The organism is Jeotgalibacillus sp. ET6 (assembly GCF_029667115.1).
Classification (GTDB): domain Bacteria; phylum Bacillota; class Bacilli; order Bacillales; family Jeotgalibacillaceae; genus Jeotgalibacillus.
Genome location: NZ_JARUIU010000002.1, coordinates 1 through 21328, shown reverse-complemented (window position 1 = coordinate 21328; position 21328 = coordinate 1). Strand labels below are relative to the sequence as shown.

Below are 21328 nucleotides of genomic sequence, written 5' to 3'. Positions count from 1 at the left end.
TGCGGCCTCGGGGCTTTTTTGTCCTAGTTACACATTCATGCAACTGTATTAGTAGTGTACTCCGTTTCGACAATTAGAGCAATATAGGATACCATTTTTACGGAAAACGTCACAATTTGTTCACGTGATTTATTCCTCAATTCGTTTGAAGCGCTTCATGTAAGGCTGGATCAGAATGCTTCCACATCTCTTCATTATGAGCCTTTAAAAATTCTGATAGGATTTTCTTTGATTTGTCATCCATTTTATCGACAACGATTTTTCTTTTCATTGATTTGTCCATCAAATTCACATGCTCCGGCAGCAACTTGTAGCCTCTTCTTTTTTCCCGGTTTACGACCATTTCACAGGCTGTAACTCCTGCATAAAAGGGGCCTTCCTGTTTCCGGTCAATCGTCACCCATACGAGCCAGTACGGCTTGCCGCCTTTAGAGTCTTCACGATTTTGCGTAAACTTCACTCCTTTTTCCGCCTTTGATCTTGCATGCATGGCGCCGACATCGATTTCTGCTTCTCCCTCGTTTACATCGACGATGACCGGAGAAACATTATCCAGGCTGAGTGCACCAATGCCAAACCCTCCATGCCCATCTGTCGGATCATTCTTAATAATATTAAATCCTATATTTTTTTTCTTTTTTTCGGTCATTTTCGTTCACTCCTATTCCGTTATAATCCCAGCAAAAGTGCTATGAACATCGTAATGGTGTCACGAACAGCCGGGACGACTGTATTAAAAAGGGGCGTTATCGTGTAACTGCTGAGCGGTGTAATGGCAATAATGAGAAAAAGAATACCACCGTATTGTTCATATTGAGTCAGCTTTGGCCTGATTCTGCCAGGCACTAAATCCTCAATAATTCTGTAGCCATCCAATGGAGGGAGAGGAATCAAATTAAAGACAAATAACACAATGTTCAACCCCACCATGGTCATGAGTAGACCGGAAACAAACGCCGGCATCTGAACACCGGAAACAACCAGTGCTATGTAAACACCTTGAACAGCAAATGCAATAAGGAGATTTGTCAGCGGTCCTGCAATCGATACGAGCACGCCTGCCAAACGGGGCCTTTTAAAATAAAACCGGTTGACCGGTACAGGTTTGGCCCAGCCAAATCCGATAATAAAAATTAAAATCGTTCCAATAGGATCAAGATGCTTCAGCGGATTAAACGTCAGTCTCCCCTGATTTTTTGCCGTTGGATCGCCAAATTTCCAGGCAACATACGCATGAGCAAATTCATGCAGGGTAAAAGCCACTAAGAGCGTAATACTTATATAAACAATTTGTTCCGGTTGATTAAATAAAGAAAACACACTGCCACTTCCTTTCCTCCGACCGTCATGCGTGCATCCTGCTTGTGTTATCGTCAAGGTCGTTTACACTAAAAGAAGCAGCGGCTGATTGATATGATTGTATCATATTTTGAATCAAGAACACGATGCTGAAATTCATCTAAAGAGAGGAGATACTTACATGCCTTATGTAACGGTTAAAATGATTGAAGGCCGTTCTGAAGAACAGAAAAAAGCGCTGGTGGAAAAAGTAACCGAAGCTGTAACCGAAACAACCGGTGCACCTGCAGAAAAAGTAGTCGTCTTTATTGAGGAAATGACAAAGAGCCATTATGCTGTCGGAGGGAAGCGTCTGAGCGACGAAGACTGAAAGATCATTTAAACATGGAGACGAATAGAGTCTCCGCTGTTTCTTATCATCAACTAATTAAAAGGCTGGTCACAGGAACTCTTTCACCCTGTGACCAGCCTTTTTACATGACTATTATTTTTGTTCAATCGGCTTTTTCAGCAATCCAACCATAATGGCGGTTACGACAGCTCCGACTGCTATGGCCAGCGTATACAGCAGCACGCTGATTAATCCGTCTTCAAGTGTAGCAAAAACAAAGATTCCTCCGTGCGGTGCACGCAGAGCAAGGTCAAACCAAAGCGTCATCCCCCCTGCTATAGCTGAACCGACGACTGCTGAAGGAATAACCCGAAGCGGATCTGCAGCAGCAAACGGAATTGCTCCTTCTGTAATAAAGAAGGCGCCAAGAAAGTAAGCAGAAAAACCAGTCTTTCTTTCCTGGTCATTAAATTTACGTTTAAAGAATGTGGTTGCGAGTGCCAAACCTAGCGGCGGCACCATTCCTCCTGCCATAACGGCTGCCTGCGGACCAAACTGTCCGTCTGCAGCAACTGCCAGTGCAAAGGCATATGCGGCTTTATTGATAGGTCCTCCCATATCAACTGCCATCATACCCCCCAGAAGGATTCCAAGAAGGGCAAGGTTTCCGGTACCAAGACCGCCAAGCCAGTTAATGACTCCCTGATTCAGGGCACTTAACGGCTGAATGGCAAGATACATGATTAATCCTGTCGCAAGTACACCAAGCAGCGGATAAATTAAGACCGGTTTAAGACCGTTAAGGATTGCGGGCAGATTTTTAAAGAGTGCCTTTAATCCGACCACTATATAACCAGCTAAGAAACCGGCGATAATTCCGCCTAGAAATCCTGCTTCTCCATTTGCAGCCATTAAACCGCCGACCATACCAGGCATGAAACCGGGACGGTCTGCAATGCTCATTGCGATAAATGCGGCAAGCACAGGTACAATAAGGAAGAACGCTTCTCCGCCAATCATGCTTAAAATATCGCCTAAAGGTGATCTTTCTCCTGTAAGCTGATCTTCAAAAGCAAAGGAAGCAGCAATCAAAATTCCGCCGCCGACGATAAACGGAAGCATATTGGAAACACCGTTCATCAGATGCTTGTAGATTCCTGACCGCCCTTTTCCTCCACTCGATTCTTCCCCGTCATCCGATTTGGAAGAGCCAGAACCTTTGTAAATCGGCGCATCCTGTTCGATTGCCCGATTAATCAGCTGCTCCGTTTTGCGGATGCCGTCTGTAACAGGCACTTCGATCACGTGTTTCCCTTTAAAACGATCCATTTCCACTTTTGTATCAGCAGCTACGATGATCGCTACTGCCTGCTCGATATCAGCAGCAGTCAGTACATTTTTCGCACCATCCGAACCATTTGTTTCTACTTTAATGTCAATATTCATTTCTTTTGCTTTATTTTTTAACGCATCTGCTGCCATATACGTATGGGCAATCCCTGTTGGACAGCCTGTAACGGCCAGCACTTTGCCTGTTGGAGCAATCGCTGCATTTACATCGGTTTCCTGATCTCCACCTGAATCAACGTTCTCCGCCTCATTCTCAGCTGCCTCTTCTTTTTCTTTTTCATCTTCAAAATGAGAAATAAGAGCCAATACTTCATCGGGAGTTTTTGCATCCAGCAGCCCCTGCTTCACTTCTTCTTTCAGCAGCAGCATAGACAAACGGCTTAGCGCTTTCAAATGCGTATCATTTGCCCCCGCTGTTGCAGCAATCATAAACACCAGGTGGGCTGGCTGACCATCAAGTGATTCATAGTCAAGCCCTTGAGCGGAACGTCCAAACGCAATGGCTGGTTCTTTTACCGCTTCTGTTTTCGCATGAGGAATCGCTATGCCTTCGCCAATTCCTGTTGTCGTCTGATCTTCCCTCGCCTGAATCGCTTTTTTGTACCCTTCACGATCTGACAGTTTTCCAGCCGCATCTAAGACCGAGACCATTTCTTCAATTGTATCCGGTTTTTGAGTGGATTGAAGATCCAGCTTGATCGTACTTTTCGTTAATAGATCTGTAATTTTCAATTGGTGCCCCTCCTCTATTTTAACGTATGAATCGTAACATCCTGAACTAACCGTTCTGCTTCTCCCGCTTCAGCAAGTCCTTCTGAAAAAGCAGTCGCCGAGCCTGTTGCAACGCTTAGGCGGAAGGCTTCTTCAATGGGCAAGCCTCTTTCTTTTCCTGCTAAAAAGCCTGCGACTGAAGAGTCTCCTGCCCCAACACTGTTCTTAACCTTCCCTTTTGGCACTTCAGCACGATAGGAAGCCTCTTTCGTTAGCAAAAGCGCGCCATCACCCGCCATGGAGATCATAATGTTTTCAATGTCATAGGACAGCAGTTTTTTTCCGTATACAATGGCATCGTCCATTGAGTTGATCTCCACTCCAAAATATTCACCCAGTTCATGATGGTTGGGTTTAATAAAATAGAGAGGTGTGTTAAGTGCTGGTTCAAGAAGCGCCTTTTCTGCATCAATCACAACCTTCATTCCTCTGGATGCTGCCTTTTTGGAAAGAGTGCCATATAAGGTTCGCGGCAATGAAGATGGGATGCTCCCCGCAAGTACGAGCGTATCTCCCTCTCCATATTGATCAAGACTTGTGAAAAACGAATCAAGATTCTGTTCTGTAATCGCAGGGCCGGCGCCGTTAATTTCTGTTTCCTGCCCTGTTTTTAATTTAATATTAATTCGCGTGGGCTCCTGGACGTCAACAAAGTGTGTGTGAATACCCTTTTCTGCCAGTGAGTCCACAATAAATTTCCCGCTGAATCCTCCTACAAATCCAGTTGCTGTGCTGTTAATGTTCAGTTCCTGCAAAACCTGAGAAACGTTGATGCCTTTACCGCCTGCAAAATAGGCAGTGTCTTCCGTCCGGTTTAAAGAGCCTACCTTCAGCTCCTCCACCCTTACGACATAATCCACCGAAGGATTCAGTGTTACAGTGACAATCACGATCCCACCACCTTTACTGTTGTTTGTTTTTGATATAACGTTTCCGTTTCTTCTTCGAGTTCATTTACGATAAGGTACGCATCCTTAATGTTTCCAAATGAAGCAAAAGCAATTTCTCCTATTTTGGAGTCATCAGCAAGCATAAAGACTTCTCTTGAAAGTGAGATCGCAAGCTCCTTTACTTGTGCTTCCTCCGGGTCCGGTGTTGTATACCCAAACTCAGGATGAACACCGTTTGTACCCATAAACGCTTTATCAAACCGGTAAGCTTTGATGGATTCAAGCGCTCCTCTTCCTACCATTGCATTTGTACGCGGCTTTACAGCACCGCCGATCAGATAAGTTTTAATGCCCCGTTCGAGAAGCTCCTCCACGTGCATCAATCCGTTTGTGACCACCACAATTTCTTCGTGAGGCAGATAACCGATCATTTGCTGTGTAGTCGTGCCTGCATCTATAAAAATACAATCTCCTTTTTCTACCTTCGAAGCTGCAAATTGAGCTATTTTTTTCTTTTCATGAAGGCTTTTGGATGATTTTTCAGGAACACTGGCTTCCTGCAGCTTGCCTTTCAGCAGCCTGGCTCCTCCGTGAACACGCTTGATAAACTTTTTATTTTCCAACTCGGTTAAATCCCTGCGAATCGTGGATTCTGAAGCCCCTGTCCGTTCAACCAATTCTTGGATCTTCACAATGTCCTGGTGTTTAACGCATTCTAAAATCAGCGCGAATCTCTCGTCGGTCAGCAACGTTTCTGCCTCCAATACTTTAACTTAATCTCAGTATAAAGAGAACGCTTTCAAAAATCAATCAAAAAGTTTCAAAATCAATCACAAACGATCAATAATGTGATGGGTTTATGAACGCTCATTTTCTAAAGGCGATTTAGTAATCAATATAATAATAGATGCCCTTGTTTTTTTAGCAATCAAGCTCAGACTTGCACAAATAAAAACGAGCCTGAGACAAAAATGTCTCAGGCTCGTTGACCGGTTCACTGTGCTTCAGGCGGATGCTTCCGCAGTTTAAGAAACGGTGGACAGATGCTTTATATAAGATAAAGCCTCCACAATTTCTTCTGATGTATAATTTTGTTTGCTTTTTACTTTTTGGACCTTTTCGATCAGTTCCTGCTCATCTAAGCCTTCAAAATAAAGCATGGTGGATACCAGCTCCAGGAAGCGGGAGGATTGTGTATTGAGGTCTTTCAAACAGCCCTCTACTTCCGGCATAGGATTAGCAGCCTGTGCATTTAAAAATGCCTGGCCTTCTTCTGTGATTGAGTAGCGATACTGCGTATAGCCGCTCTTTTTTTCTTTTGTTTCATTGATAAACCCCATATTGCACAGCTCTTCCACCCGCAATGTTAATTCTTCTGAATAGGGGCCGAAAAAATGAAACTGATATTTTTCCTGAAAAGGAAAGGACAGCTTTTTGGCAATATAAATCATCTTCTGCAGCTTTTTCCGTCCAACGATCTCCCCCGAAACGAAAAAGGCCTGCATAAGCTTTGCATGGTCCTTCATCATGGTTCTTCCACTCCTTTAAGCGCCTTGCTGGGTTATTCCAGACTGAGAATGCTCTTAATTTTTGCTTTTACTTCTTTATGTGAGGAATCATCTAAAATACAATCCTTTGGGAAATAGAGCTTGTGGTCCGTTCTTCTTTTACCCGATATCGCGTCCACAATATCTGATTGTCTAGATAATTCTTTCAGTTCTCCATTTGGCATCATTAAATGAATCGGCAGCCGCTCTTCTTCTTCACCCGGTCTGTAGAAATCGTACGGAAGATCAGATGATGAATCCACGACAAGATAATAGTCGGGATTCAAGCCTGCCTGTTCAAACAATTTTTCAAGTTCATTTAATTTCTTGTATTCTTTTGACGGGTCAAATTCAACATATTTAAATAGATTACGATTCATAAAACGTCTGCAGAGATCGCGTAAAATTGGATCTTCTTCTTCTTCCCACATTTGAAAATAGTAAAGAATGATCGATTCATCCAGCTTTACGTAATCCTTTAATGTAACTGCACCTTTAAATATGGATAGAAAATGATACGGCTCATACGCAAATGTATAATTATTTTCACTTAGTTCCTTGGCCCTGTGGAGAATTTTGGTCAAAATCACTTCAGAGCTTCGCGTAACCGGATGAAAATAAACCTGCCAATACATTTGGTACCGGCTCATAATATAATCTTCCACTGCGTGCATCCCGCTCGATTTTATTACTACCTGGTCTTCTCTTGGACGCAAAACACGCAATATTCGCTCCATATCAAAATGACCGTAGCTGACACCTGTGAAATAAGCATCTCGTTGAAGATAGTCCATGCGGTCAGCGTCGATCTGACTTGAAATTAACGAAATGACCTGCTTGTTTTCATAGGTTTTGGCAATTACATCAGATACATTCTGCGGGAATGTCGGTGAAACTCTGCGCAGCACCTCATTGACTTCTGTTTCTCCAAGAATAATCGCTTGAGTAAATGCTTCATGGTCAAGTTCGAATACTTTTTCAAACGAATGGGAAAATGGTCCATGCCCCAAATCATGAAGGAGAGCAGCACACAGAGACAGCAGGCGCTCATTTTCGTTCCATTCAGGCCGGTTGGCAAAAACATCATCTGTGATTCTTCTTATAATTTCATAAACACCCAGCGAGTGATTAAACCGGCTGTGTTCTGCTCCGTGGAAGGTTAAATAGGTAGTGCCAAGCTGACGGATCCGGCGCAGCCGCTGAAATTCCTTTGTGCCGATTAAATCCCAGATCACTTGGTCCCGTACGTGGATATAGCGGTGAACAGGATCTTTGAATACCTTTTCTTCATGAAGTTTCTGCTTGGAATACACCATCTTTTCGCCTCTCCCTGCACATCATTATTCTTATTATACCGATTAATTTTTTTGTTGCACTACTTGACATATTCAGATCATTTCCAAATGCCGGCATCTCAATTTTTGAGACTAAAAAATTATTTTTATCTCATCTTCCTTCTCTTATTCTGCCAAAAAGAAAAATCCCGTCCCCCTTATAAGCCGCTTCTGAAGCCCGAAACCGGGAGCGAAAATGCTTATTTACAAGTGGGTGCGGGAAAACTGCTCATTTGAAATCTTTGGTAATTGATTTTATTCAAGCGGATGCGTCTGCCGCTGCACGTTCTCAGCGCTATTTTTTCAGCTTTGCGCGTACTTTATCCATCAGTTCTTCTTCTGTCAATGCCGCGACAGGGCGATTATTGACAAAGGCAAATGTCTTTTTGCGGCCTGGACCACAATAAGACTGGCACCTAATATCAACGGCAGCCTCCGGATCAATGTCCTTAAGCTTTGGAATCAGTGTCTTCAGATCAACGGCTTGACAGTCATCGCAAACCCGGAATTCGTTTGCCATATGTCAACAACCCTTTCCTTTTATGTTCATTTGTTTACTATCAGATTGTACCGATTTAGCCTCTTGTTTTCAAGGTAAATAGTATAACGAGCCTATGGTTTACTATTTCTATTTGTCGCTGATGTATGAAATTTCTAATTTTAGGAGAAAATATCGATATGGATAGTTGTCCAAATGAAAGATTCATGGAACAGGAGTGAATAGAATGAAACAACGACAAGATGCGTGGATGGAAGAAGACGACCTGATTCTGGCCGATACTGTGCTTCGTCATGTAAGAGAGGGCAGTACACAGCTTAATGCTTTTGAAGAAGTAGGAGATAAACTTAACCGTACCTCAGCCGCCTGTGGATTTAGATGGAACGCCGTAGTCCGTCAGCAGTATGAAAAAGCACTTGATCTAGCAAAAAAGCAGCGTAAACAGCGTCATCGCCTGCTTGGAAAAGAACAAAGCGGCAAAAAGAAAATCCTTTACCAGCCGCAAATGCCTTCTATTGAAGAATTTGAATCCATTGATCTGCCATTCTCTGATTTACCGCCAACTGAACCGGATGATCGTTCCGATTACAAGCCTTCACCAGAGTATCAGCAGGAAATTGCCAGAGAAGAGACGTTTTCACTAGTAAGAGATTTCCAGGCAGCTCAATCAGCCAGACAGACACCGATTTCTTCTCTTTCTCTTGAAGTCGTCATTGCTTATTTGCAGCAGCTTGGCCAGACACGCGGTCAGGATGCACAGACCCGCCGTCAGGTAGAACGTCTGTTGAATGAAAACCGTGTACTTCGTGATCAATGCCGCGAACTTGAATTGCAGGTTCGAAAACTGGAAGATCAGGAAACCACGATGCAGGAAGACTACGAAACCCTGATGAAGATTATGAACCGTGCCAGAAAGCTAATCTTATTTGATGAAGAAGAAATGCCTACCAATACCTTTAAAATGGATCGAAACGGCAATTTGGAAAAAGTCGTGGAAAATTAATTCATATAAAACTGTCAGGTTGCAAATTAGGCCTGACAGTTTTTTTTGATCTCTTTGTAAGGTATTTCTACCGTTTAAGGGATTTTACATTCCGGTCTATCACCCTTGTTAAATAACCATCATAAAGCAGCGTCTCTTTTTCATTCAGCGCACCGCTCTGCAGTGTGCCGCTGACATTTTTAAGAGACTGCAAGAAGCGGAGCATTCCATCCTGAATCGTAAGTTCAGTATGAAGCAGCTCGGAAAGGGAAGCCATGACCTCCGGCTTGATGTCAGGATACGTATGCTTTGTCCCCTCTCCTTTTACCGCCTCTTCATAAAAGGCTCCGATCAGTTCTGCGCGTTCACTGCCGCTGCCGGCCATGCACAAATAAATTTGCACTGCCACACCTCCGCGGATCCGCCGCTGTGAAATACCTGCGAATTTTCTTCCTTTAATGCTTAGATCATAGCTCCCCGGGCAATAAGAGCCTTCCACTTCATACGCCTCAATCTCAACACCAAAGTCCGAAAACATCATACGGACAAGCTCCACCATGGCGTCATATCCTCTATTAATGTCAATTCCTTTTTCATTTTCTGAAAAGATAAGGGAGATATTCAGCACATCTTTATCAAGGACTACTGCCAAACCACCGGAGTTGCGAACGATATAGCGAAAACCTGCTTCTTCAAATACAGACAGACCATCCTCCAGATAAGGCACCCTTGTATCCTGGATCCCTAACACGATCGTATCCTCATGAACCCATGCCCTCGCTGTTGCAGGCGCTTCTCCAGCCCCTACTGATGTGCACAGCGTATCATCCATCGCAAACGACTGCAGCCCTTCAAACATCCAGCCGAGACTCGACTGATCTATCACCCGCCACACGGACTGCTGCAGCAGTTCAAGTGATCTCATATCTTTCATACTTCATCGATCTCCTCTATTCAACAAACTAAAACTGAACAAATTATACCATACTTTAGCACACGAAAGGGGCCAGACCCCTTTCGTGTGCTAAATCAAAAAAGGAGCTTGGGACAAAAGTGTCTCAAGCTCTTTGACCGGTTCGGCTGCGCTTCAGGCGGACGCTTTCCGCAGGGACGGCGCTGAGCCCTCCTCAGGCTTTGCCTTTCGGGGTCTCAGCTTGCCGTTATATCCTGCAGGAGTCGCCACCTTCCGCTCCGCTCACCTATTACTAGTAATAAATATATCCTCTTTTTCAAACTTTTTCGGCTTTTGTCTCAGCCTCTTTTTCTTAAAGTGCCTGCCCGGCTGTAATAAGGGCAAGCTTGTAGACGTCTTCTTCGTTGCAGCCGCGTGAAAGGTCATTTACAGGCGCATTTAATCCCTGCAGAATCGGGCCCACTGCTTCAAAGTTGCCTAGGCGCTGAGCAATTTTGTATCCAATATTTCCTGCTTCGAGGCTTGGGAAAACAAATACATTGGCATCTCCCTGGATCTCAGAATCAGGCGCTTTGCTTTTGGATACTGATGGAACAAACGCTGCATCAAACTGGAATTCACCATCTACTACCAGGTCAGGCGCCTGTTCTTTCGCAATTTGAACTGCGTCTGTTACTTTCTCTGTTTCAGGCGATTTTGCTGAACCTGCTGTTGAAAAACTCAGCATTGCCACACGTGGATCAAGGTCAAACATTTGAGCTGTTTTCGCACTTTCAACTGCAATTTCGGCTAAATCCTGGCTGTCTGGAGAAATATTGATGGCACAATCTGCAAACACATATTTCTCTTCTCCACGCACCATGATGAAAACGCCGGATGTTTTCTTAATGCCTGGCTTTGTTTTAATAATCTGCAGTGCAGGGCGAACCGTGTCTGCCGTTGAGTGTGCTGCTCCGCTAACGAGTCCGTGGGCCTGTCCGGTATACACCAGCATTGTTCCAAAATAATTTTCGTCGAGCAGGATTTTTCGTGCATCTTCTTCCGTTGCCTTTCCTTTGCGCCGTTCAACAAATGAGGCAACAAGCTCGTCCATTTTTCCGTAGGCTGAAGGATCCAATATTTCCGTTCCGTTCAGCTTAACATTCATTTCCTGCGCTTTTTCTTCAACAGCTTTTTCATTGCCGATCAAAACTGGTGTTAAAATTCCTTCTGCAGCCAGTCTGCTTGCTGCACGCAGAATCCGCTCATCCTGTCCTTCCGGAAACACAATTCGTACATTATTTCCTTTTACTTTTTCCGTCAATGTTGTAAATAAATCGCTCACTTTGCGACCTCCTTAAAACGTCATACCGTTAGCATACCCCATCCGGACAAGAATTCAAGAACAAGCCATTATGTCAGCGGTTACACCTTAAAATTCTGTCTATTCAAACAAATGACATGGGAAATTCGTTATTTATCAACGAGAATCAGGATGGATTAGGGGCTCTGTTCGGGTGCGTTTACGTCAGATATGATATGATAAAACGGAGAATCGAAGTAATTTTCAAGGAGTGACTTTGAATGAATGAAGCAGCAACAACTTTAGACGGCTGGTACGGTCTTCATGACTTCCGCAAGATGGACTGGACTTCCTGGAAACGCCTTTCCAGCGACGAACGGGCTCTCGCCATTTCAGAATATCAGCAATTCCTGAAAAAACTGGACGCGGTTCAAAGTGAAGAGCAAGGCAGTCATTCTTTTTATTCAATCGTTGGTCAAAAAGCAGATTTTATGCTGTTTATTTTGCGCCCTACGATGGAGGAATTAAACGATCTTGAAAATGAATTTAACAAATTAACGATTGCTGAATATACAATTCCAACGTATTCGTATGTTTCAGTGGTTGAATTGGGCAGCTATGGCTCAAAAGATTCAGATGAGGATCCGTATGAAAACCCTTATGTACGCTCCCGCCTGTACCCACAGCTTCCAAAATCAAAGCATGTATGCTTTTATCCAATGGACAAAAAACGCGAAGGCGAAGACAACTGGTACATGCTTCCCATGGAAAAACGCAAACAGCTTATGTATGACCATGGCATGATCGGCCGCGGCTATGCAGGCAAGATTAAGCAGATTATTTCAGGGTCTGTCGGATTTGACGACTGGGAATGGGGCGTAACGCTCTACGCAGATGACGTTCTGCAATTTAAGAAAATTGTATACGAAATGAGATTTGATGAAGTAAGTGCACGCTATGGCGAGTTTGGTTCGTTTTATGTAGGCAATCTGCTTGAAGCTGAAGAACTGCCAAGATTTTTACACGTTTAATCTACCTAAGACCGTTCCTTTCTGAAGGAGCGGTTTTTTATTTTGGTTCCCTTTTAGCATACAAGCTGTCTTCTTCGCATATGTTGGAATCGATGGGGGAGGAGTGAGTCCGGATGGCCGTTATTGCCCATACTGAAAAGGATGTTGACCTTCTCGCACGCTTAATGCGGGCAGAAGCTGAGGGGGATGGTGAACTCGGCATGCTGATGGTGGGGAACGTAGGTGTGAACCGTGCAAGAGTTAACTGCATGGATTTTACTGATATACGCACAATTGAACAAATGGTCTTTCAAAGCCCGGGAGGATTTGAGGCTACGCAGAAAGGCTACTTTTATCAGCGCGCCCGTGAAAGAGACAGGCAGCTTGCAAGACGAGTACTAAGAGGAGAAAGATTTCATCCTGCTACCAACAGTCTATGGTTCTTCCGCCCGGATGGTGACTGCCCAGCTCAATGGTATGGCCAGTGGAATACAGGCCGTTTTAAATCTCATTGCTTTTTTTCACCCACTGCTGCCGATTGTCCAGATGTTTATTAGCTCTTCTACATTTTTAAGGAGGCGGAATCTTCATGAATAATCCTTCACAAAATTCAAATCAGCAAAATCCCGGTCAGCAAAAGCCACAGCAGCAGATGCCCCAGTCAACTCAAAATTACTCTCAGCCATATTACCAGCCACAATCCTACCCCAGCTACTCGTATCCTTCTCAAAGCCATCAAACGTACCAGACTCCGACTATTCCGATGGGAGGGCAGCAATCCATGCTGCCAAATGAGGAGTCGTATATCGAAAACATCCTGCGGTTGAATCGAGGAAAGCCAGCTACCGTTTACATGACCTTTGAAAACAATCGTGAATGGAATGCCAAAATATTTAAAGGAATTGTTGAAGCAGCGGGAAGGGATCATATTATTTTAAGCGATTCAAAAACCGGACTTCGGTATATTTTACCAATGATCTATCTTGACTATGTTACGTTTGAAGGCGAAATTCAGTACTCATACCCTCTTAATTCCATGAGCAATTATTCTCCGCGATGAGGGGCATTACCCCGCGGTATTAAAGAATTCTATAAGAAAAAAGAGCTTGGGACAATAAATGTCTCAAGCTCTTTGACCGGTTCGGCTGCGCTTCAGGCGGACGCTTTCTTCAGGGACCTGAGCCCTCCTCAAGGCTTTGCCTTGCGGGGTCTCAGCTTGCCGTCATGTCCTGCAGGAGTCACACCTTCCGCTCCGCTCACCTACTACAAGTAATAAATAAATCCTCATTTTTTAAACTTTTTTGAGTTTTGTCCCAGCCTCTTTGACTTTACTCACCACATATGAACGCAAGATGCTCCATTCTTAACCTTTTTCAGGTATGTCCCAGCCTCTTACTTTATGCTAAGTTTACAGACCTTTCACAGCAGCGGCTATTAAGCAAATCCATGCTGCTAAAAAGGCTACACCGCCTATTGGTGTGATGGCTCCGAGGACGCTGATTCCAGAAAGGCTGAGAACATATAGACTTCCTGAGAATACCAGGATTCCCACAAGCATAAGCCACCCTGCCCAGCTTAATAATCCAGTAGCCGGAAGCGTGCCCATTAAAATGCCGATAATTAAAATGCCTGTTGCATGAAACATCTGGTACTGAACGGCCGTATTCCAGGTGTCCAGATACTTTGCCTCCACTCTGCCTTCTAATGCATGAGCCCCAAATGCTCCAAGTCCTACAGACAGAAGTGCATTGATCGCACCAATGATAATAAATAATTTCATTAAGCCATTCTCCTCTTCTTAAAAATCAAATAAAGAATCCCCGTTCGCTCCGTCTTCCATTTTGACCGGTTTTTCCTGTGAAACTGAAACAGGCTGAGCAGGAGCCGAATAAACAGGAGTCTGTTTTACCTCGATACGTCCTGCTTCCACACTGCTAAAAGCTCCAGTGGATGGCGCATTGTTATCAAGCGCAAGATCGCATAAGGTTCTAATTGCATGGAGATGCTCTCTTTTTTGGGCAGAAGAAGCATTCTTGGCCTGTCCAATCTGCTGCTCTATTTTCGCCAGAAGCTGTTCTTCGCTAATACTCATGATGCTACACTCTCCTTCCGTCCGATGAATGAATCAGACGGTCCTTTTTTTCAAACGCCAGACAAGACCGGCCGGATGCACGAAATACTTGTAATGAAGGCAGATGATTCGTTTTAAATTGATGGGCTCTGCAGCCCTTAGGAAATTTCGGATCCCATGTAACATAGTAGTGCTTGCAGGCAAGGCAATTTATGCGTTTTGATTCCATATTCCATCTGCCTCCCTTCATTCAAAATATACTATATTATTCCTCTAATGACCAATCGACTTCAGGTATGCCCTTTTCCCGAAGGAAAGCATTCGCTTTGGAAAAAGGACTGCTTCCAAAAAACCCCCTGCTTGCAGATAAGGGGCTGGGATGTGGTGAAGTCAGCACACAATGAATCTCTTCATTAATTAACTCCCTTTTGGCTTCTGCAGGCTTTCCCCACAAAATAAATACGGCCGGCTTTTCGCGACTGCCAATCAGAGAAATGATTTCATTTGTTAATGTTTCCCACCCCTTTTTCCGGTGAGAGTTTGCTTCGCCATGTCGAACGGTCAGCACAGTATTTAAAAGCAGAACGCCCTCTTTCGTCCACTTTTCCAAATTTCCATTACGGGGAATCGCAAGGCCGATATCCTGCTGCATTTCTTTATATATATTTCTTAAAGATGGAGGAATTTTCACACCAGTCTTTACTGAAAAACTCAGCCCATGCGCCTGTCCTGGACCATGATAGGGGTCCTGGCCTAAAATAACGACCTTCACCTTGGAAAAAGGTGTATTTTGAAGAGCCTGATAAATCTGATCCATAGGCGGATAGACTGTTTCATTTGTGTATTCTTCTTTTAGAAATTCTCTTAATTCCAAATAATACGGCTTGGCAAATTCTTTTTCAAGCAGAGGCTGCCAGTCATTTTTTAAGATCGTTTTTGCCATGGTTCACGCCTCCCTTTATGTTTTTTGGCGTTAATCAAATACGATGGTTGCTTCATAGCCTGCATAGTCAAAAAACTGTTTTAACACTTGTTCTGCATTGGTTTCAGCCTGCGTAAGAATCCCCTGCTGCTCCGCTTCTTTCTTAATCAGCGCCTGCGCTTCCGAAACGATTTCAAAGCCTTCTTCCCAATTCACATTGCTTCTGAATATCCCTTCAACTGAAAACGCCCGGACATTTTCCATATCCACTGCTGGCTCCTGCAGAAATGAAGCACGGGGAATCGTGATTTGTATGGTCTTTGCTTCCTCATTTAGTTCAATATCTTCTTCGTTAATCGCTTCAAGATCTACTCCTGCAAGAACAGTCCCTGGCACGATCAGCAAGATGCGCCGCTCAGTGCCCGGAAGATTGATCCCTATATCCTGGCCGAAAAGCTGGTTATCCGTTTGTTCCACCACCGCTTTTATAAAAGCCTGAGACGTTGCGAGTGCACTCATATCCCTTACCTGTTCTACAAAAGCAGCCGACTCCTGTTCTTTCGTGTCGCCTGAAAGCCACACCTTGGAAGCAAACAGACCTCCAAAGACAATAAAAATAAGCAGCAAACCTAGTAAAATGTATTTTAAACGCCAAAATATATACAGGGTTTTACCCATTTTCATCATTTAGCTTCACCTGGCACCGCGCCCGCCTGTTTGGAAAGAAAATTTATCATCATTTTTCTCCCTTCTTTTCTTTCTATTCTATTATTATACGAAAAAGGGCGTATATTGGAAACAGATTCCACCACATCCTGCCGGGGTTATCAGAACACGTCCATATTTCCGACAAAACCCCTGCTGACTCTTTAATTCACGACGAAATATTTCCCAGGAAATCGCGAAATGAACCGAAAGCGGAATGATTTAAATCCTGCGCCCTCCATGCTATTATTGAACATACTAAAGGAAAGTGAACTAAGGAGGAGATTGAGATGAGTTTACCTAAAACATTAACGATTGCCGGCTCTGATACGAGCGGAGGCGCAGGGATACAGGCAGACTTAAAAACCTTTCAGGAGCATGGAACCTATGGAATGACAGCCTTAACAACTGTTGTCACAATGGACCCTGAAAACTATTGGCATCATAATGTACATCCATTGCCAATTGAAACACTTAAGGCTCAGCTGGATACTGCCCTGTCCACAGGCGTGGATGCGATTAAAACCGGCATGCTTGGTTCAGTTGAAATCATTGAAACTGCAGCTGCTGCGATCGACCGCTCGGGGGTTCGAAATGTCGTGATCGACCCGGTTATGGTTTGCAAAGGAGAAGACGAAGTCCTGCACCCTGAAACGGTAGGCGCCATGCAGGAATTTCTGCTTCCACGAGCAGCTATCGTCACACCTAACTTGTTTGAAGCAGGCCAATTATCCGGAATGGGTGCTTTGCGTACGATTGAGGATATGAAAACTGCAGCACAAAAAATAATTGATTACGGTGCACGTTCAGTCGTGATTAAAGGCGGCAAACAGCTTGAGCACGACAAGGCGCTCGATCTTTTTTATGATGGCACCACCTACTTCCTATTGGAAGCAGAGAAAGCAAACACATCTTATAATCATGGAGCAGGCTGTACATTTGCTGCTGCTATTACAGCCAACCTGGCAAATGGCAGTGAATTGAAGGAAGCTGTAGCGAATGCGAAGCAATTTGTGACGGCTGCCATTCATCACGGCTGGAAGCTGAATGAATATGTTGGTCCCGTCATGCATGGAGCATTCAGCCGATTTGAAAAAAGTTCAATACAGGAGCAGACCATTCAGTCATAGTGCATATTTTACCTATATATGCCGATTCATGTGTTTAAGCATATCACTTTAAAGGAATATATGGAGTAAAATGTATTCCAATGAGGTGAAGGTATGATCAATTTTGTTATTGCGATCGCTGTCGGTGTAGGTGTATTTATTGGAGTTTACCTGATCTCCGGTTCAGCAGGAATTGCAGCTCTTGTTGCCGTCATTGCAACCGTCATTGCTGTAATTGCCGTCGGTTTTTATGCAGGTCAGCGAAAAGAACAAATTAATAAAAATGAGGAAGTCCCTCTCCAAAAAGAGCGGACACCCGAGAATACAAATAAAAAAGATTACAATCCAGACGACCGGAACGAAAATCGTATTAAAGATCCTGGAAAATAACTTTTCCGCTGCCCTCATCTGAGAGCAGCGGTTTTTGCTTTCTGTTCTCTTTTCAAGTCTCATTTTTCGCATTCTTATCTTTTTTCAAGTACTATAAGTTAAGAACAAAATTATTAGCCGCCAAAGGGGGTTACTTACATGGAGCCTGTCAAGATTGAAGAAGTGCAGACACTAATTGACCGTTATGCAGGTAAAGAAGTTTATATACATTTAGAAACAACCAATGGTTCCTACGCCACTCATGTAGATGAAGCCTTTTTTAATGCCGGTGCTTTTATACGAAATGCAAAAGTAACGTATGAACTCGGCAAAATTATAGGAGATTCTCCTTCCCGGGTCGGATTAAAAATTGAGCTTGGATGGATCTACGCACAGGGAATCACCCACTATGAACTGGATTCAAACAAACGTTTGATTATGGCTGGCCACGACCATGAGGGCAAGCTTGCTGTTGCTCTTCAAATAAGTGAAACGCCTTTTGATTAATATCGAGGAAGGAGATCCTGTAATGATAGAAAAAGAAAAGCACGTCCTTGTTATTTTCCCGCACCCCGACGATGAAGCTTTTGGGGTATCCGGCACCATTGCCACCCATCTTCAAATGGGAACCGGGGTCACTTACGCATGCCTCACACTTGGCGAAATGGGAAGAAATCTTGGAAACCCTCCTTTTGCAACGCGTGAATCTCTTCCGCTTATCCGTAAACAAGAGCTGCAAGGTGCCGCCAACGCGATGGGATTAACAGATCTTCGCATGATGGGACTAAGAGATAAAACAGTGGAGTTTGAGGATGACGAAAAAATGGTTGGGATGATGAAAAATCTGATCGATGATACAAATCCTTCTCTTGTGATCACGTTCTATCCGGATTATTGCGTTCACCCCGACCATGAAGCGACAGCCCGTGCTGTTGTTCGGGCAGTTGGCCGCATCCCTGAAAACCAGCGTCCAAAACTCCATTGTCTGGCTTTTGCCAATAATACACAATCAGAGCTTGGCGCGCCAGATGTTATTCATGACGTGAGCGCTGTAAGAGAGCTGAAGCTGAACACGATGCGTGCACACCTTTCACAGACGGCATGGATGCTTAAAGATTTAGAAAAACGCCTTGCACAAAACGAACCCGAAGCCATTGAATGGGTTACAAAAGAACGTTTTTACAACTACCGTTTTGATCAGGGGTATAACTAAAAAAAGAGAATGTCTTCACAGTAATTTTTCGTGAGGACATTCTCTTTTTGTTATGGATTTTTTCTTCTTTAAAAGAACGTAAGACATACAGCAATACTTTAGCTTATTCCCGATGATTTATTATTATTATTTTTGATGAAAATGCTTTACTTCCTCTATGGTCGGAAGAGCAGTCATCGCTCCTTTTGTGGAAGCGGCAAGTGCACCGGAATTAGATGCGAGTTGAACAATGGCAGCGGCTTCTTCAATCGTCATGGATTCAAGATTACCCTGATGTTCATGCAATCCATACAAGACGCCGGATACGAATGCATCTCCTGCACCTGTTGTGTCGACAGCTTGTACTTTACGCGCCGGGACGTGCAAATGACCTTCCTTTGTATACAAGTGGCTTCCTTCTGCCCCCATCGTGATTAAAATGAGTGGAATAGGATAGTTCTGGAGCACTTCCACACCTTTTTGAATGTCAAAGGTACCCGTTAAAAACTCCAGCTCTTCCTCTGATATTTTCAGGACATCCACTTGATCGAGCATGGAGACAATCGTTCTGCGTGCCTGCTCCGGGTTTTCCCAAAGACTTAAGCGGAGATTTGGGTCGTAGGAAACCAAAAGCCCATGCTTTTTTGCTAATTCCACCGCTTTTTGAGTCGCTCCTTTAGAGGGTTCACTGATCATGGAAATAGAACCAAAGTGAAAGATCTTTGACTGTTCGAATACAGAATCATTTAATTCTTCTGCCGTTAAAAAACGGTCTGCACTCGGGTCAATGTAAAAGTCGAAGCTTCTTTCTCCTCCCTCTGCCAATGTGACAAAGACGACACCTGTGCGGTGATCTCTGGTCAGCTTCATAGAATCCGTATTTACGCCATAGCTGTTTAAAGTATCCTTTAAAAATCGCCCGAGGACATCTTCTCCCACTTTACCTATAAAATGAGATTCAATTCCGAGGCGGGCCACTCCCACCGCGACATTTGCTGGGGCGCCGCCCGGGCTTTTGTGATAGCTGCTGTTGCTTTCATCTAAAGGGATAAAGTCAATCAATGCTTCCCCCAGGGTGATAATTCCTGATTTCATAGTGTTCCTCCTACAGGTCATAAGTATTTGAATGATCTCAGTTTACCATACTCTTATCTGACCGTCCTTTTCTAAACGGAGACCTGATCATTTCCGCTTCAGGCGGAGGCTTTCCGCGTGGCGGGAGGTGAGCCATGTGGATGCTCCCGCATTTTCCTGTCTCACCCTTTGCGCTTCAATGAACCTATTCTTTTTCGTATTTCCACCTTAAGCCCAGTGAATCGGTCAAAGGTCCTGAGACCTTTTAGTCTAAGGCGCTTCTATCGTACAATGGCATTTCAATGAAAGAAGTTCAGAGACTGCAAAAAAAAGAAGGCCCCGACGAATAAAATATTATTCGTCGGGGCTTCCTTATAAGCGTGCTTCGTTATATGACAGTATTATTCGGTTCATTTACTTTACGTGGACGGCACCATAATCAGCTGCTGAATGGCTTTCGCTACTCCGTCTTCGCGGTTGGTGGCGGTAAGGTGTGCACACTGATCCTTAATATCTTGTGGTGCATTGCCCATTGCAACCGCATATCCTGCCATCTTCATCATGGAAAGATCATTGTAGTTGTCTCCAATTGCCATAACATTTTTCATCGGTATTTTTTTCATTTCACAATATGTTTCAAGTGCAAGTCCCTTTTGTGCATGAATGCTTGTGATTTCCAGGTTTTCTTTACCTGAGGAACTGATGGCAAGGCCTTCTGTTTTAAGCAGAATTTCTTTTGCTTGCTTCAGCGATTCAGGATTTGACGAAAATGCAAGAAATTTAAACACAGTATGGGTTGAATCCTCAAAGATCCTTTCGTACCCTTCCACTACCTCAATATGGCCATCGTCATATCGGTTGTGTGCTTCCGCTTCGACATGCGGCATCGGTGTATCGGGGTTTGTTGTAAGGAAAATATCGATCAGAAGCTGAATGCCCTGCTCTTTATCGTTTGTATACGTTCCGGTATCTGTATACACTTCAAAATAAATATCAAGCTGTTCAAGCTGCTTCGCTGCATGGCGGGCTGTTTCTTTATCAATTCCTCTGACAAGCAGCTGCTTTCCGTTTTCATCCCGGACCTCAGCACCGTTTACAGCGATGATTGGGCACCGGATGCCGGCATCTTTTAACGGCGTCACTGCCTCCGCATATGAACGCCCGGTCGCAACCAGCACCTCCACTCCGTGAGCCTGTGCTTCTTTGATCGCTTTTATATTTGCAGGGCCAATAACATGATCCCCATTTAATAGAGTTCCATCCATGTCTGATGCAAGTAATTTTATCATCTATGTCACCTTTCTTCTTTCATGGTTTTTTCATTGTAACATACAGGTATTTTCGTAAGCCTTTACACTGGCTTATCTTTACAAAAAAAATATTCAGAATATAAAAAACACGGCAATAATGCTTGCCATGTTGATCGCTCAGCTAACCAGCTGGATAATACCTCTGATTTTCATTTCACATTCCAAGAGTTTAATAAAATCATTTGACAGCTCTTTTTGTTTCGCTATTTCAAATGACTCCACCAGCTTCTCATCTGAGAGCTCCCGTAAAGATTTCAAAATGACCCACCTCATTATGATAATTTCTTTATATAATTCCCTCTTTTCTTAAAATTACACCTAAATATAAAAATTATTTATTTAAATTTGATTTTTCTGAATTCCCATGG

The 21328-nt window shown here is 43.8% G+C and carries 27 protein-coding genes; 9 read left to right on the top strand and 18 right to left on the bottom strand.

All coding sequences use genetic code 11. The features are described from left to right. Window positions 1–136: 136 nt before the first annotated feature. Together P6709_RS05105 and P6709_RS05100 are read right to left on the bottom strand one after the other, a co-directional pair. Window positions 137–649, bottom strand: coding sequence for a YwhD family protein (locus tag P6709_RS05105; protein WP_278239824.1), 513 nt, complete (start codon window positions 647–649; stop codon window positions 137–139). Window positions 650–669: 20 nt separating this feature from the next. Beyond that, a complete protein-coding gene (locus tag P6709_RS05100; protein WP_278239823.1) occupies window positions 670–1320 on the bottom strand; it encodes a site-2 protease family protein in 651 nt (216 codons plus the stop codon). A gap of 133 nt (window positions 1321–1453) precedes the next feature. On the opposite strand from P6709_RS05100, the gene P6709_RS05095 reads away from it, so the two are divergent. Further along, a complete protein-coding gene (locus P6709_RS05095; RefSeq protein ID WP_278240512.1) occupies window positions 1454–1669 on the top strand; it encodes a 2-hydroxymuconate tautomerase in 216 nt (71 codons plus the stop codon). Window positions 1670–1783: 114 nt separating this feature from the next. Here P6709_RS05095 and P6709_RS05090 read toward each other — a convergent pair whose 3' ends face one another. From P6709_RS05090 to P6709_RS05065, 6 genes are all read right to left on the bottom strand, one after another. Continuing rightward, a complete protein-coding gene (locus P6709_RS05090; protein WP_278239822.1) occupies window positions 1784–3712 on the bottom strand; it encodes a PTS fructose transporter subunit IIABC in 1929 nt (642 codons plus the stop codon). Window positions 3713–3726: 14 nt separating this feature from the next. Then, window positions 3727–4641 (bottom strand): 1-phosphofructokinase, encoded by a 915-nt coding sequence (gene pfkB, locus P6709_RS05085; RefSeq protein ID WP_278239821.1) that lies wholly within the window; start codon window positions 4639–4641, stop codon window positions 3727–3729. Next, window positions 4638–5390: a DeoR/GlpR family DNA-binding transcription regulator gene (locus P6709_RS05080; protein WP_278239820.1), complete on the bottom strand. Its 753-nt coding sequence runs from the start codon at window positions 5388–5390 to the stop codon at window positions 4638–4640. Before P6709_RS05080 ends, pfkB begins: the two co-directional genes overlap by 4 nt. Before the next feature lie 276 nt (window positions 5391–5666). Continuing rightward, window positions 5667–6170, bottom strand: coding sequence for a YwgA family protein (locus P6709_RS05075; RefSeq protein ID WP_278239819.1), 504 nt, complete (start codon window positions 6168–6170; stop codon window positions 5667–5669). Window positions 6171–6202: 32 nt separating this feature from the next. Further along, window positions 6203–7504, bottom strand: coding sequence for an HD domain-containing protein (locus tag P6709_RS05070; RefSeq protein WP_278239818.1), 1302 nt, complete (start codon window positions 7502–7504; stop codon window positions 6203–6205). 313 nt (window positions 7505–7817) lie between these two features. Beyond that, window positions 7818–8042, bottom strand: a complete 225-nt coding sequence (locus tag P6709_RS05065; protein ID WP_278239817.1) for a DUF1450 domain-containing protein — start codon at window positions 8040–8042, stop codon at window positions 7818–7820. A 205-nt stretch (window positions 8043–8247) separates the two neighbouring features. Between P6709_RS05065 and P6709_RS05060 the strand changes: the two genes are divergently transcribed. After that, entirely contained in the window at window positions 8248–9024 is a 777-nt protein-coding gene (locus P6709_RS05060; protein ID WP_278239816.1) for an RsfA family transcriptional regulator, read from the top strand. A gap of 67 nt (window positions 9025–9091) precedes the next feature. Here P6709_RS05060 and P6709_RS05055 read toward each other — a convergent pair whose 3' ends face one another. Next, complete coding sequence (locus P6709_RS05055; protein WP_442905310.1) at window positions 9092–9928, bottom strand: lipoate--protein ligase family protein; 837 nt, start codon at window positions 9926–9928, stop codon at window positions 9092–9094. A 340-nt stretch (window positions 9929–10268) separates the two neighbouring features. Then, window positions 10269–11240 carry a phosphate acetyltransferase gene (gene pta / locus P6709_RS05050; protein WP_278239814.1) on the bottom strand — a complete coding sequence of 324 codons (972 nt, stop codon included), beginning with the start codon at window positions 11238–11240 and terminating at the stop codon, window positions 10269–10271. A gap of 239 nt (window positions 11241–11479) precedes the next feature. Here pta and hemQ point away from each other — a divergent pair, with 239 nt between their 5' ends. The 3 genes from hemQ to gerQ all read left to right on the top strand — a co-directional run bounded on the left by hemQ (window position 11480) and on the right by gerQ (window position 13268). Beyond that, window positions 11480–12229 (top strand): hydrogen peroxide-dependent heme synthase, encoded by a 750-nt coding sequence (hemQ, locus tag P6709_RS05045; RefSeq protein WP_278239813.1) that lies wholly within the window; start codon window positions 11480–11482, stop codon window positions 12227–12229. A 113-nt stretch (window positions 12230–12342) separates the two neighbouring features. Further along, window positions 12343–12765 (top strand): cell wall hydrolase, encoded by a 423-nt coding sequence (locus P6709_RS05040; protein ID WP_278239812.1) that lies wholly within the window; start codon window positions 12343–12345, stop codon window positions 12763–12765. A gap of 32 nt (window positions 12766–12797) precedes the next feature. Then, entirely contained in the window at window positions 12798–13268 is a 471-nt protein-coding gene (gerQ, locus tag P6709_RS05035; RefSeq protein WP_278239811.1) for a spore coat protein GerQ, read from the top strand. A 348-nt stretch (window positions 13269–13616) separates the two neighbouring features. On the opposite strand, the gene P6709_RS05030 is transcribed toward gerQ, so the two are convergent. Genes P6709_RS05030 through P6709_RS05010 form a run of 5 tightly spaced genes read right to left on the bottom strand, consistent with a single transcriptional unit; the run spans window position 13617 to window position 15888 of the window. Further along, window positions 13617–13988, bottom strand: a complete 372-nt coding sequence (locus tag P6709_RS05030) for a DUF423 domain-containing protein (protein WP_278239810.1) — start codon at window positions 13986–13988, stop codon at window positions 13617–13619. 18 nt (window positions 13989–14006) lie between these two features. Next, window positions 14007–14300, bottom strand: coding sequence for a YwdI family protein (locus P6709_RS05025; RefSeq protein WP_278239809.1), 294 nt, complete (start codon window positions 14298–14300; stop codon window positions 14007–14009). A gap of 4 nt (window positions 14301–14304) precedes the next feature. Continuing rightward, window positions 14305–14508 carry a uracil-DNA glycosylase gene (locus tag P6709_RS05020; RefSeq protein WP_278239808.1) on the bottom strand — a complete coding sequence of 68 codons (204 nt, stop codon included), beginning with the start codon at window positions 14506–14508 and terminating at the stop codon, window positions 14305–14307. Window positions 14509–14544: 36 nt separating this feature from the next. Next, window positions 14545–15222, bottom strand: coding sequence for a uracil-DNA glycosylase (locus tag P6709_RS05015; RefSeq protein WP_278239807.1), 678 nt, complete (start codon window positions 15220–15222; stop codon window positions 14545–14547). A gap of 30 nt (window positions 15223–15252) precedes the next feature. Further along, the gene (locus P6709_RS05010; RefSeq protein WP_278239806.1) at window positions 15253–15888 is read right to left on the bottom strand and encodes a DUF4230 domain-containing protein; all 636 of its coding nucleotides are present in this window, start codon (window positions 15886–15888) and stop codon (window positions 15253–15255) included. Between the two features lie 308 nt (window positions 15889–16196). Here P6709_RS05010 and pdxK point away from each other — a divergent pair, with 308 nt between their 5' ends. The 4 genes from pdxK (at window position 16197) to bshB2 (ending at window position 18597) form a co-directional block, all read left to right on the top strand. Next, window positions 16197–17036 carry a pyridoxine/pyridoxal/pyridoxamine kinase gene (gene pdxK, locus P6709_RS05005; RefSeq protein WP_278239805.1) on the top strand — a complete coding sequence of 280 codons (840 nt, stop codon included), beginning with the start codon at window positions 16197–16199 and terminating at the stop codon, window positions 17034–17036. 93 nt (window positions 17037–17129) lie between these two features. Beyond that, window positions 17130–17405 (top strand): hypothetical protein, encoded by a 276-nt coding sequence (locus P6709_RS05000; protein ID WP_278239804.1) that lies wholly within the window; start codon window positions 17130–17132, stop codon window positions 17403–17405. A gap of 138 nt (window positions 17406–17543) precedes the next feature. Next, on the top strand, window positions 17544–17891 hold the full coding sequence (locus P6709_RS04995) for a YojF family protein (RefSeq protein ID WP_278239803.1): 348 nt from the start codon (window positions 17544–17546) through the stop codon (window positions 17889–17891). 25 nt (window positions 17892–17916) lie between these two features. Continuing rightward, complete coding sequence (gene bshB2 / locus P6709_RS04990; RefSeq protein ID WP_278240511.1) at window positions 17917–18597, top strand: bacillithiol biosynthesis deacetylase BshB2; 681 nt, start codon at window positions 17917–17919, stop codon at window positions 18595–18597. Between the two features lie 126 nt (window positions 18598–18723). Here the strand turns inward: bshB2 and P6709_RS04985 are convergent, their stop codons facing one another. The 3 genes from P6709_RS04985 to sda all read right to left on the bottom strand — a co-directional run bounded on the left by P6709_RS04985 (window position 18724) and on the right by sda (window position 21218). Then, the gene (locus P6709_RS04985; protein WP_278239802.1) at window positions 18724–19671 is read right to left on the bottom strand and encodes an aminoimidazole riboside kinase; all 948 of its coding nucleotides are present in this window, start codon (window positions 19669–19671) and stop codon (window positions 18724–18726) included. 398 nt (window positions 19672–20069) lie between these two features. Next, entirely contained in the window at window positions 20070–20939 is an 870-nt protein-coding gene (locus tag P6709_RS04980) for a Cof-type HAD-IIB family hydrolase (protein ID WP_278239801.1), read from the bottom strand. 138 nt (window positions 20940–21077) lie between these two features. After that, window positions 21078–21218 (bottom strand): sporulation histidine kinase inhibitor Sda, encoded by a 141-nt coding sequence (gene sda, locus P6709_RS04975; RefSeq protein WP_278239800.1) that lies wholly within the window; start codon window positions 21216–21218, stop codon window positions 21078–21080. Window positions 21219–21328: the final 110 nt, after the last annotated feature.

Excerpts from the sequence above, each read along its gene's own strand:
- P6709_RS05105 (WP_278239824.1), bottom strand. The coding sequence starts at position 649 with ATGACCGAAAAAAAGAAAAAAAATATAGGATTTAATATTATTAAGAAT.
- P6709_RS05075 (WP_278239819.1), bottom strand. The coding sequence starts at position 6,170 with ATGATGAAGGACCATGCAAAGCTTATGCAGGCCTTTTTCGTTTCGGGG.
- P6709_RS05070 (WP_278239818.1), bottom strand. The coding sequence starts at position 7,504 with ATGGTGTATTCCAAGCAGAAACTTCATGAAGAAAAGGTATTCAAAGAT.
- P6709_RS05065 (WP_278239817.1), bottom strand. The coding sequence starts at position 8,042 with ATGGCAAACGAATTCCGGGTTTGCGATGACTGTCAAGCCGTTGATCTG.
- P6709_RS05060 (WP_278239816.1), top strand. The coding sequence starts at position 8,248 with ATGAAACAACGACAAGATGCGTGGATGGAAGAAGACGACCTGATTCTG.
- P6709_RS05055 (WP_442905310.1), bottom strand. The coding sequence starts at position 9,928 with ATGAGATCACTTGAACTGCTGCAGCAGTCCGTGTGGCGGGTGATAGAT.
- hemQ (WP_278239813.1), top strand. The coding sequence starts at position 11,480 with ATGAATGAAGCAGCAACAACTTTAGACGGCTGGTACGGTCTTCATGAC.
- P6709_RS05040 (WP_278239812.1), top strand. The coding sequence starts at position 12,343 with ATGGCCGTTATTGCCCATACTGAAAAGGATGTTGACCTTCTCGCACGC.
- gerQ (WP_278239811.1), top strand. The coding sequence starts at position 12,798 with ATGAATAATCCTTCACAAAATTCAAATCAGCAAAATCCCGGTCAGCAA.
- P6709_RS05030 (WP_278239810.1), bottom strand. The coding sequence starts at position 13,988 with ATGAAATTATTTATTATCATTGGTGCGATCAATGCACTTCTGTCTGTA.
- P6709_RS05025 (WP_278239809.1), bottom strand. The coding sequence starts at position 14,300 with ATGAGTATTAGCGAAGAACAGCTTCTGGCGAAAATAGAGCAGCAGATT.
- P6709_RS05020 (WP_278239808.1), bottom strand. The coding sequence starts at position 14,508 with ATGGAATCAAAACGCATAAATTGCCTTGCCTGCAAGCACTACTATGTT.
- P6709_RS05015 (WP_278239807.1), bottom strand. The coding sequence starts at position 15,222 with ATGGCAAAAACGATCTTAAAAAATGACTGGCAGCCTCTGCTTGAAAAA.
- P6709_RS05010 (WP_278239806.1), bottom strand. The coding sequence starts at position 15,888 with ATGATGAAAATGGGTAAAACCCTGTATATATTTTGGCGTTTAAAATAC.
- pdxK (WP_278239805.1), top strand. The coding sequence starts at position 16,197 with ATGAGTTTACCTAAAACATTAACGATTGCCGGCTCTGATACGAGCGGA.
- P6709_RS05000 (WP_278239804.1), top strand. The coding sequence starts at position 17,130 with ATGATCAATTTTGTTATTGCGATCGCTGTCGGTGTAGGTGTATTTATT.
- P6709_RS04995 (WP_278239803.1), top strand. The coding sequence starts at position 17,544 with ATGGAGCCTGTCAAGATTGAAGAAGTGCAGACACTAATTGACCGTTAT.
- P6709_RS04985 (WP_278239802.1), bottom strand. The coding sequence starts at position 19,671 with ATGAAATCAGGAATTATCACCCTGGGGGAAGCATTGATTGACTTTATC.
- P6709_RS04980 (WP_278239801.1), bottom strand. The coding sequence starts at position 20,939 with ATGATAAAATTACTTGCATCAGACATGGATGGAACTCTATTAAATGGG.